An 11,097-nucleotide genomic window follows, 5' to 3' on the forward strand; every position below is an offset into this window, starting at 1 on the left:
CTTTAAGAGTTTTTTCGCAAATGGATGTATAAATGCAAAACGTCTAAATTCGTTGGAGTGATCCCGCTGATTTCTGAGGCTTCAAAAAGGCTTTTGGGGCGGAATTTTTCTAACTTTTCTACCGCTTCTAGGCTTAGGCCTGGAATGCCTTTAAACACAAAATCTTTAGGGATAGAAACTTTGAGCATGCTATCCATTTTAGCGATATTTTCGTGTTGCTTTTCAATATAAATATTATACTTGCATTCAATTTTAATCTGCTCTAAAACCCGCTCACTCAAGGGGGCTAAAAAGCTGAAAAAGGAGCGCATTTTTTCTGAATTAAAACTATCGCGCGCTAAAAGGCTAATACCATTAACCTTATCATTGATAGGGTTTTCGCCTAATTCATTCAAGCGTTTTAACATTTCTTTGCTAGGGGTAAGGACGCATTCTTTAAGGCGTTTGAGATTGTCTTGTATCTCTTGTTGGTCTTTTTTTAATTCCTTATAAAAATCCTGTTCCATAAGCCCTAAACGATAGGCATGTTCGCCTAACCTAAAAAGCGTGTTGTCCTCTCTTAAAAGCAAGCGGTATTCGGCTCGGCTGGTAAACATTCTGTAAGGCTCATTCGTGCCTTTAGTAACCAAATCATCAATCAAAACACCGATATAGGCTTCATTGCGCTTTAAAATAAAGGGGGCTTGATTCTTTAGGGCTAATACCGCATTAATCCCAGCTATAAGCCCTTGAGCCGCCGCTTCTTCATAGCCGGTAGTCCCATTGATTTGCCCGGCCAAATAAAGCCCTTTGATTTTTTTGGTTTCTAAAGTGTGGGTCAATTCTGTGGGCTGGATAAAATCATACTCTATCGCATAGCCATAGCGCGTGATGAGGGCGTTTTCTAAGCCTTTGATAGAGTGAATGACCTTTTCTTGCACATCTAGGGGCAAAGAGGTGCTTAAGCCGTTGATATAATATTCGCTTTTGTTAATGGTTTGAGGCTCTAAAAACAGCTGGTGGCGTTCTTTTTCGCTGAAGCGGTTGATTTTATCTTCAATGCTAGGGCAATACCTTGGGCCTATGCCTTCAATTTGACCGCTAAAAAGGGGGGCTCGGTGGAAATTATCCCTAATGATTTGGTGGGTAATGGGGTTGGTGTAAGTGATAAAGCATGAGAGTTGGGTGGGGTTAAAATCTTTGGTTTTATAGCTGAAATAGGGAGGGTTTGTGTCCCCAAAATGCTCTTCTAAGCCTTCAAAATCAATGCTATTGCCCGCCACTCTTGGGCAAGTGCCGGTTTTTAACCTCTCCACCTTAAAGCCAAGCTCCCTTAAATTCAAGGCTAAAGAATTAGAGGCGTTTTCCCCAAAGCGCCCGTTTTGGTTTTGGTGCTCGCCAATATGCACCACCCCTTTTAAAAAAGTGCCTGTGGTGATGATCACTTTTTTAGCTCTATAAGTGTTGTTAATGTTCGTGGTTACGCCCACTACCTCATCGTTTTCAAGGATTAAACTTTCGGTCATTTCTTGAGAGACGCTCAAATTAGGGGTGTTTAAAACGAGATTTCTTGCAAAAATGCGGTAAGTATCCATATCAATTTGCGCTCTAGTCCCCCTAACCGCCGGCCCTTTAGAAGCGTTTAACACACGATATTGCAAACCGCTATGATCCGTAATAATCCCCATAGCCCCCCCTAAAACATCCACTTCTTTAGTCAAATGCCCTTTACCCAAGCCCCCAATGGCCGGATTACAGCTCGCTAAACCGATCGTGTCTATGAGCATGGTGATTAAATGCACCCTAGCCCCCATTTTAGCCGCAATCAAGCTCGCTTCAATGCCTGCATGCCCCCCACCAATCACTAAAATATCACTTTCTTTTACCACTCTTTTTCCTGTTTTGATATGATTTTTCTAAAACCTTAGTTTTGAAAAAGTTTTATTGTAGCATGGAGGTTAATAATTTTAAAGGGTAAAATAAAATGGAAAATCATTCGCATGCCAATACGCATACAGATACGCGCACCGATGATAAAAGCACTAAGATCGTGCGCTTGTTGGGGTTAATAGGGGGAGCGTTAATCGCGCTTATTATCTATTATGTGCTCAATTCCCAACTGCCTCATATTGTAGAAGAAATCCCCAAGATTAGTTCCTTAAATTATAAGGCGATGCCTGTTGTGGCTGGGGTGGCTGTTTTAATGGGGGTATGGTGGATGACTGAAGCCATTGACTTGCCTGCAACCGCGCTTTTACCTTTGGTGCTTTTTAGCGTCTTTAGCGTGGATCAATTCGCTAATATCAGCTCTTCTTACGCATCGCCGATTATCTTTCTTTTTATGGGAGGGTTTATTTTAGCTTTAAGCATGCAAAAATGGAACTTGCACACGCGCATCGCTTTAAGCATTATTTTATTAGTAGGCACAAGCCCTAGGAGGTTGATTTTAGGTTTCATGATAGCTACAGGCTTTCTGTCTATGTGGGTGAGTAATACCGCAACGGCGGTGATGATGCTCCCTATTGGCATGAGCGTTTTGCAATTAGTCGCTAAACTTGTGGGCAAAGAAAACGCCTCTAATTCATGGCATCAAAAAGAAGAAATCACCAAAGCGCATGGGGGTATTATGGGAAATATCGTGCATAAGGGCAAAGATATTACCCAAGTCATTCAAGAAAAGACCATCATTTATCGCACGAATTTCAGTATTTGCTTGATGCTTGGCATCGCTTATGCGGCTTCTATTGGCTCTTTAGGCACTCTTATTGGCACGCCGCCTAACGCTTTATTAGCCGGCTATATGAAAACCGCTTTCAATATTGAAATTGATTTCGCTCAGTGGATGGTGTTTGGGACGCCGTTAGCTTTCATCATGCTCATTTTAGCGTGGCTCTTGCTCACTTATGTGATCTTCCCTTTAAAGATTAAAGAAATCCCAGGGGGTAAGGAAGTCATTAGGGTAGAGTTAAAAAAATTAGGCCGTTTGAGTCAGGCGGAAATCTCTGTGGGCGTTATTTTTATCTTGGCGTCTTTAGGGTGGATTTTTTTAGATACGATTTTAAAATCTTGGGGTGTTAAGATAGATAAAATTGATTCAGTGATCGCTATGGGGGTTTCTGTGCTTTTATTCATTTTGCCCGCTAACCATCAGGGCGATAGGCTCATTGATTGGGGTGTTGCTAAAAGACTCCCTTGGGATGTGTTGCTTTTATTTGGCGGCGGGTTAGCCTTGAGCGCGCAATTTTCTAAAACCGGGTTGAGTTTGTGGATCGGGCATTTAGTCTCTGGCTTTTCGCATTTACCGATTTTATTCATCATTGTCATGGTCACTTTAATGGTCATTTTCTTAACCGAAATCACTTCTAACACCGCTACTGCTGCCGCGTTTTTACCGGTGATTGGGGGAGTGGCGATGGGCATGGGTTATGAAAATTATCAGAGCTTGTTATTGACCATTCCTGTAGCCTTGAGCGCGACTTGCGCGTTCATGCTCCCTGTGGCCACCCCACCGAATGCAATAGCTTATGGCTCTGGGTATGTTAAAATAACGGACATGATTAAAGCCGGTTTGTGGCTTAATTTGGTGGGCGTTGTTTTGATTAGCGTGTTCAGCTATTTTTTAGTTCCGCTGGTATTTAATTGATTAAGGAAAAAAGTGAAAGAAGAGTTATTTAAAGAAAAGTCTCGTTACATTACAGGGTTTGTTTTAATCATTGTAGCAGGCTTGATTTTGTATGCGGACAATTTGTTGTTGTTTTGGGCGGTTTTAGGGGGGATTTATGCGGTAGGGTTTTCTGAAGCGTTAAGGTTGTTTCAAGTTAAAGCGAGCTTTAGTCTGTATCTTATTTTAGTGTTGTCATGGGTAGCGGCGTATTTTAACGGGCGCCCCATAGAATGTGCTCTTATCAGCGCGATGGTTATGGCTAGCGTCATTGCTTATCAAAAAGCGCACCATAGCGAAGCCATTTTACCCTTTTTATACCCGGGCGTTGGGTTTTTTGCACTTTTTGGGGTTTATAAGGATTTTGGTGCAGTAGCGATCATTTGGCTTTTAGTCGTGGTGGTCGCAAGCGATGTGGGGGCGTTTTTTGGAGGCAAGCTTTTAGGCAAAACCCCTTTCACGCCCACTTCGCCGAATAAAACCTTAGAGGGTGCGTTGATTGGCGTTGTTTTGGCGAGCGTTTTAGGATCGTTTGTGGGCATGGGGAAATTGAGCGGAGGCTTTCTTATGGCGCTTCTATTTAGTTTTTTAATCGCTCTTATGGCGGTGTTTGGGGATTTGTATGAAAGCTATTTGAAAAGAAAGGCCGGGATCAAAGATAGCGGTAAGATTTTACCTGGGCATGGGGGCGTTTTAGATAGATTGGATTCCATGCTTTTTGGGGCTTTAGGCTTGCATGCGTTGTTGTATTTTTTAGAAGTTTGGAAAGAAACGGCGGTGTTTTTAGGGGATTGAATGGTTGTTTTAGGAAGCACCGGCTCTATTGGGAAAAACGCCTTAAAAATCGCAAAAAAATTTGGTGTAGAAATAGAAGCCTTAAGCTGTGGGAAAAATATCGCTTTAATCAATGAGCAAATCCAAGTTTTCAAACCCAAAAAAGTAGCGATTTTAGATCCTAACGATTTGAATAATTTAGAGCCTTTGGGTGCGAAAGTGTTTGTAGGGTTAGAGGGCATTGATGCGATGATAGAAGAGTGCGTTTCCAATTTAGTCCTTAACGCCATTGTGGGCGTGGCAGGATTGAAAGCGAGCTTTAAAAGCTTACAAAGGAACAAAAAACTAGCCCTAGCGAATAAAGAAAGCTTAGTGAGCGCGGGGCATTTATTAGACATTTCCAAAATCACGCCCATTGATAGCGAGCATTTTGGTTTGTGGGCGTTGTTGCAAAACAAGACTTTAAAGCCTAAATCTTTAATCATTAGCGCGAGTGGGGGGGCTTTCAGGGACACGCCTTTAGAACTCATTCCTATTCAAAACGCGCAAAACGCGCTCAAGCACCCTAACTGGAGCATGGGATCTAAAATCACCATTGATTCAGCGAGCATGGTCAATAAGCTTTTTGAAATTTTAGAAACTTATTGGCTTTTTGGGGCGTCTTTAAAGATTGATGCGCTGATTGAAAGAAGCTCTATCGTGCATGCTTTGGTGGAGTTTGAAGACAACTCTGTCATCGCGCATTTAGCGAGCGCGGACATGCAATTGCCCATAAGCTATGCGATCGATCCGAAGTTGGCCTCTTTGAGCGCGTCTATCAAGCCACTAGATCTATACGCTTTAAGCGCGATTAAATTTGAACCCGTTAGCATGGAGCGCTACACTTTGTGGCGCTATAAAGACTTGTTATTAGAAAACCCCAAGCTTGGCGTGGTGCTGAATGCGAGCAATGAAGTGGCGATGAAGAAGTTTTTAAATCAAGAAATCGCCTTTGGTGGCTTTATTCAAATCATTTCTCAAGCCTTAGAATTGTACGCTAAAAAATCTTTCAAGCTCTCTACTTTAGATGAAGTGCTAGAATTAGACAAAGAAGTTAGGGAGCGTTTTGGAAGTGTAGCGAGAGTGTAGTATAATAAGATTTCGCTTTTTAATAGCGTTTTATTTCAATTAGGAGTTTTTATGGGGTTAAAAAATAAAATCAAGGGTTTTGTTAAAGAGAGAATGCCTTTTGTAATGAGGTGCGTTCGTGGTTTAAAAGAGGCAAAAAACACCCATGAAAACGCCCATGATAGGGACGCTTATTGTGGAATCAATCATGAAATTAAGGAAATGTTAGAGGCTAAAAAACTTCGTTCTCTTCAAGAAGAAGCTTTATTCAACCATGATTATCAAGAAAGCGTGTTTTTAGCTATCGCTTCTTTAAATAATGAAAGCTTCATGGAACGCAATAGGAGTATTTATAAAAATAGTTCTCTTAATTATAATTATGGGGGGCATTTAGAAGATAGGGTTATCCATCCCACTTTAACTTTACCCAATCCCACGCATTCGGGTTATTTTGACTATGATAAAAAAAGTCAAAACCCTAAAAGCCCTCTAAACCCATGGGCTTTTATTAGAGTCAAAAATGAAATCGTTACTTTAGAAGAGAGTTTGTTTTCTATGCTTCCTGCCATTCAAAGGGGGGGTCATTGGTTTTAATGATTGCGATGATGGCTCTAAAGAAGTGGTTTTAGAGTTTTGTCAAAAGTTCCCCTCATTTATCCCTATCAGCTATCCTTATGAAGTCATACTAAAGGATTGCCCGAGTTTGTGGCACCAACTTTATCATTACTATAATTATACGCTTTCTTTTATCCCTAAAAATGAGTGGGTAGTAAAAATTGATGTTGATCATATCTATGACGCTAAAAAGCTTTATGAAAGTTTTTATATCCCTAAGAATATTAAAGAGGTTGTGATGTATTCGCGCATTAATTTTGTGGTGCAAGATTTTGAAGTGTTTGTTCGTAATGATGGGGATTTTGGTTTTTTAGACGCATGGGGGGATCATTGGTTATTGTATAACGATTGCGAGCCTTTTGAAATTTGGCGCTACAATGATGAAAGTTATGAAGTCCTAAAGCTTAAAGACAAACACCATATTAGAGATAAGGAAATGGTGCAATGGCACTTCCCTTTAGCTAAAAAGAGACGAAACGCTATCGTTTATGACGATTTGATCCCTTTACAAGAATTTAAAAAGCACCATGCCGACTTGATAGGCACAAGGATTGAAGAAAGCATGCTAGATGAAAAGAGGATTTTAGAGATGTATCAAAAATTCCGCTTGTAACCAATCATCATTTTTGCTTCCATGCTCTATTTACTAGGTTCATTGAATTAAACCTACAAACAAGCAGTTTATTTCCTCACAAACTGCTTGTATAAAAATTCCTTTCTCCCTATGGCGATGATATGGTTGCGCATCTTGTCATGCAAATCGCCTAAGAAAAAAGGGGCTTTTAAGGCGAGTTTAGGAATGTCTAGGGCATACACCTGAATTAAGTAATGGTGATCGCTATTAGGGGGCATGGGGCCGATATAGACGCTGTTATTGAGGTTGGATTGTTGTTTTTCGCTTTCATTGAGCGGTGAACGGATAAAGCCTTGAGTGAGCGAATTGACCCCTTGAGTAATCCTTTTATCCATCATGGAAGCGTTTTCTTCTAAAACATTATGAGAGATATTGCCTACGACCCAATGGACAAACGGCATGCCACACACTTTTTGAGCGTCATGATCGATGAGTTCTAACGCATAGCTTTGAGCGCCTTCCACTTTTTGCCATGAGATTTTAGGCGAATAAGTGGGTAAGCCGTTTGGGTTGAGAAACGCTTTAGGGGCGTTACCGCCAAATTTAGCGTCCAAATACCCTTTCGAATCGGTTTGAATCATCACTTCAAAAGTTTTCATTTTAAGCCTTTTTTCTTTGAAATCGTTTTGCGTTTTCTTATTGTAGCATGATCATCAAAATACATCTTAATTTGGAGCATGGTATTAGAATAATCCTTTTTAATGATTAAATAGTTATTTATTTTTACTAGTTACCATTGAACGCATGGAAAGTAAAATAAATCGTTTGAGCGCCAAAATAGACGCGCTATTGGAACAGCAAAAAAGAGTGATTTCTTTACTAGAAACTTATTTGAGCGTTTATCCCACCCAAGAGGCTTCCAATAAGTTTTTTAAAGGCGTTAGTCAAGGGATGGAGTTAGCCCCAGAAATCGCACAAGAAGATGAAGAAAAACGCCTTTACGTGTTGCAATATTTAAGCCATGTGGATATTACTAAAAACAAGCAAGACTCCCAGCTCAAAAAAGATTGTTTGGAATTTATCCAAAGGTTTAATGTCCCAAAGCCCATTATCATTACCGCTCTTTATAACCTTAGGGGCATTAAGCCCACTAAAAAAGAAGTAGCGAAGCAATTGCAAAAACTCTATGTGTGGGAGAAGCGTTACCAACAAGGGGGGATAGACGCTTTAAAAGACAGGCGTGGGAGACCCCTTAAAAAACCTTAAGCGGGTTGGTAGCGGCTGTTGTTGGTTTTTGATAGGAGGATGTTCGCATTTCTCAAAATGTTTTCAAAAATTCATCTTATTTTAAGTTAAAATTAAGAAAATATCTTGTATTTAATCATAATTTAGACTTAGATAAGAAAATCTATGTAAAATTTTTAAGGAGAATATTAACCTTGTTACAACGAATTTATTTAGACAATAACGCTACAACGAGGATTGACCCTAAAGTTAAAGAGATCATGGATCCTTTTTTAAGGGATCATTACGGGAACCCTAGCTCGTTGCACCAGTTTGGCACAGAAACCCACCCGGCCATTGCAGAAGCGCTGGATAAGCTTTATAAGGGCATTAACGCTAGGGATGTAGATGATGTGATCATCACTTCTTGCGCGACAGAAAGCAATAATTGGGTTTTAAAGGGCGTGTATTTTGATGAATGCTTGAAAAAAGGCAAAAACCACATTATAACTACGGTTGCAGAGCATCCGGCGGTGCGATCCACTTGTAATTTTTTAGAAAGCTTGGGGGTGGAAGTTACTTACTTGCCCATTAATGAGCATGGGAGCATCACCGCAGATCAAGTCAAAGAAGCGATCACAGAAAAAACCGCTCTGGTGAGCGTGATGTGGGCGAATAATGAAACCGGTCTCATTTTCCCTATTGAAGAAATTGGGGCTATTTGTAAAGAAAAGGGCGTGTTGTTCCATACCGATGCGGTGCAAGCGATTGGTAAAATCCCTGTAGATGTGTTAAAAGCGAATGCGGATTTTCTTTCTTTTAGCGCGCACAAGTTTCATGGGCCTAAAGGCATTGGGGGGTTGTATATTAGAAGTGGGGTGGGATTGACCCCTCTTTTTCATGGCGGGGAGCATATGAATGGCAGGCGCAGCGGGACTTTGAATGTGCCTTATATTGTGGGCATGGGCGAAGCGATGAAATTAGCCGTAGAGCATTTAGACTATGAAAAAGAAGTGGTAGGGAAATTGCGCGATAAATTAGAAGAAGCGCTTTTGAAAATCCCTGATGTGATGGTGGTGGGGGATCGAATCCATCGTGTGCCTAACACGACTTTAATCAGCGTGAGAGGGATTGAAGGAGAGGCCATGCTGTGGGATTTAAACCGCTCTAATATCGCCGCTTCCACAGGGAGCGCATGCGCGAGTGAGGATTTAGAGGCTAATCCTGTTATGGTGGCGATTGGAGCGAGTAAGGAATTAGCTCATACCGCTATCAGGCTTTCATTGAGTCGTTTTAACACGGAAGCTGAAATTGATAAAACGATTGAAGTTTTCTCTCAAGCGGCTACAAGATTGAGAAACATTTCAAGCTCTTATTAAAAAGAAGATAAAGGAATCAAAATGGCAAAACATGATTTAGTGGGATCAGTCCTTTGGGACGCGTATTCTAAAGAAGTTCAAAGGCGCATGGATAACCCTACGCATTTAGGGGTCATCACCGAAGAGCAGGCTAAAGCCAAAAACGCTAAGCTCATTGTGGCGGATTATGGCGCAGAGGCATGCGGTGATGCGGTGAGGCTGTATTGGCTTGTAGATGAAAGCACGGATAAGATTGTTGATGCGAAGTTTAAAAGCTTTGGTTGCGGAACAGCGATCGCAAGCTCGGACATGATGGTGGAATTGTGTTTGAATAAAAGAGTCCAAGAGGCGGTAAAAATCACGAATTTAGATGTGGAAAGAGGCTTGAGAGACGATCCGGACACGCCGGCTGTCCCTGGGCAAAAAATGCACTGCTCCGTGATGGCGTATGATGTGATCAAAAAAGCCGCCGGCATGTATTTAGGCAAAAACGCTGAAGATTTTGAAGAAGAAATCATCGTGTGCGAGTGCGCTAGGGTGAGTTTAGGCACGATTAAAGAAGTGATCAGGCTCAATGATTTAAAAAGCGTTGAAGAAATCACTAACTACACCAAAGCCGGCGCTTTTTGTAAAAGCTGTGTGAGGCCTGGAGGGCATGAAAAAAGGGATTATTACTTGGTGGATATTCTTAAAGAAGTGCGCGAAGAAATGGAAGCTGAAAAACTTAAAGCCACCGCTGATAAATCTCAAAATGGGGAATTGGCTTTCAGGGAAATGACTATGGTTCAAAAGATTAAAGCGGTGGATAAAGTCATTGATGAAAATATCCGCCCGATGCTTATGATGGACGGGGGGGATTTAGAGATTTTAGACATTAAAGAAAGCGATGATTACATTGATGTGTATATCCGCTACATGGGGGCATGCGATGGGTGCATGAGCGCGACTACCGGGACTTTATTTGCCATTGAAAACGCCTTGCAGGAATTATTGGATCGCAGTATCAGGGTGTTACCGATTTGATTTGTTTTGAACTTTTTAAGGGGTGGAGGCTTTTTTCAAGCGAACGCTAATAAACTCAAAATGAGGAATGATTAGCGCTTGCAACATTATTCATTATACGCTACTTTTATGCTAACATGCTATTTTGAAGCGATTTGCGATGATGATTGAAGGAACTTGATGGAAAAGACAGAAAACACAGATGAAACTCGCTTGAGGGGAACTAAAAATAAACTAGGACGCAAACCAAAAGCAGACGCTAATAAAAAAACTCGCGCTGTAAGCTTGTATTTTTCTGATGAGCAATACCAAAAACTAGAAAAAATGGCTAACGAAGAAGAAGAAAGCGTGGGATCTTATATCAAACGCTATATTTTGAAGGCTTTAAGAAAAATAGAGCAAAATGGCGCTTGATAATTTTTTAACTTGTTTTTAGTGTAGCTTTACGAGTTTTGCTATAGAGCAAAACCGAAACCTTGTTTTTATCTAGTCTTTAGCTGTGTGATTTTAAAAAAGAGTGGTATTTTGGCTAAAAAAACTTCTTTATTTGAGTGTCAGCATTGCGGTTTTACAAGCCCTAAGTGGTTGGGCAAGTGCGTTCAATGCAACGCATGGGAGAGTTTTATAGAATTGAACCAAACCCAAAAGGAAGTTTTAAGCACGCTTAAAAACCCGCTTCAAAAAGCGCAAAAAAGCGTTTCTATCGCTGAAATTGAGCATGAAGAAGTGGTGAAATTTTCTTCCACTCAAAGCGAATTGGATATTGTTTTGGGTGGGGGGATCGCTAAAGGGGGGTTGTATTT

The 11,097-nt window shown here is 40.9% G+C and carries 8 protein-coding genes and 3 pseudogenes; 9 read left to right on the forward strand and 2 right to left on the reverse strand.

Going from position 1 to position 11,097, the window contains the following annotated elements; genetic code table 11:
• Nucleotides 1-2: 2 nt before the first annotated feature.
• Complete coding sequence (gene mnmG, locus FIM66_RS03065; RefSeq protein WP_140599950.1) at nt 3-1,868, reverse strand: tRNA uridine-5-carboxymethylaminomethyl(34) synthesis enzyme MnmG; 1,866 nt, start codon at nt 1,866-1,868, stop codon at nt 3-5.
• 95 nt (nt 1,869-1,963) lie between these two features.
• Between mnmG and FIM66_RS03070 the strand changes: the two genes are divergently transcribed.
• From FIM66_RS03070 to FIM66_RS03085, 4 genes and pseudogenes are all read left to right on the forward strand, one after another.
• Nucleotides 1,964-3,622, forward strand: coding sequence for an SLC13 family permease (locus FIM66_RS03070; RefSeq protein ID WP_140547975.1), 1,659 nt, complete (start codon nt 1,964-1,966; stop codon nt 3,620-3,622).
• A gap of 12 nt (nt 3,623-3,634) precedes the next feature.
• Complete coding sequence (locus FIM66_RS03075) at nt 3,635-4,435, forward strand: phosphatidate cytidylyltransferase (RefSeq protein ID WP_140547974.1); 801 nt, start codon at nt 3,635-3,637, stop codon at nt 4,433-4,435.
• Nucleotides 4,436-5,542 carry a 1-deoxy-D-xylulose-5-phosphate reductoisomerase gene (gene dxr, locus FIM66_RS03080; protein ID WP_140599952.1) on the forward strand — a complete coding sequence of 369 codons (1,107 nt, stop codon included), beginning with the start codon at nt 4,436-4,438 and terminating at the stop codon, nt 5,540-5,542. It abuts the gene before it with no gap.
• 298 nt (nt 5,543-5,840) lie between these two features.
• A pseudogene (locus tag FIM66_RS03085) lies at nt 5,841-6,749 on the forward strand (beta-1,4-N-acetylgalactosamyltransferase).
• Between the two features lie 68 nt (nt 6,750-6,817).
• Here the strand turns inward: FIM66_RS03085 and FIM66_RS03090 are convergent.
• A pseudogene (locus FIM66_RS03090) lies at nt 6,818-7,449 on the reverse strand (YbhB/YbcL family Raf kinase inhibitor-like protein).
• A gap of 65 nt (nt 7,450-7,514) precedes the next feature.
• Here FIM66_RS03090 and FIM66_RS03095 point away from each other — a divergent pair.
• The 5 genes and pseudogenes from FIM66_RS03095 to FIM66_RS03115 all read left to right on the forward strand — a co-directional run.
• Nucleotides 7,515-7,976, forward strand: a complete 462-nt coding sequence (locus FIM66_RS03095) for a helix-turn-helix domain-containing protein (RefSeq protein ID WP_000444105.1) — start codon at nt 7,515-7,517, stop codon at nt 7,974-7,976.
• Between the two features lie 173 nt (nt 7,977-8,149).
• Complete coding sequence (locus tag FIM66_RS03100; protein WP_140599955.1) at nt 8,150-9,313, forward strand: NifS family cysteine desulfurase; 1,164 nt, start codon at nt 8,150-8,152, stop codon at nt 9,311-9,313.
• A 21-nt stretch (nt 9,314-9,334) separates the two neighbouring features.
• Entirely contained in the window at nt 9,335-10,315 is a 981-nt protein-coding gene (locus tag FIM66_RS03105; RefSeq protein ID WP_140547969.1) for an iron-sulfur cluster assembly scaffold protein, read from the forward strand.
• Between the two features lie 159 nt (nt 10,316-10,474).
• Nucleotides 10,475-10,708 (forward strand): ribbon-helix-helix domain-containing protein, encoded by a 234-nt coding sequence (locus FIM66_RS03110; protein ID WP_000415833.1) that lies wholly within the window; start codon nt 10,475-10,477, stop codon nt 10,706-10,708.
• 111 nt (nt 10,709-10,819) lie between these two features.
• Nucleotides 10,820-11,097: pseudogene (locus tag FIM66_RS03115) on the forward strand (DNA repair protein RadA); the annotation flags it as partial.

Origin of the sequence: Helicobacter pylori (assembly GCF_006439795.1) — a bacterium.
Taxonomy (GTDB): Bacteria; Campylobacterota; Campylobacteria; order Campylobacterales; family Helicobacteraceae; genus Helicobacter; species Helicobacter pylori_CR.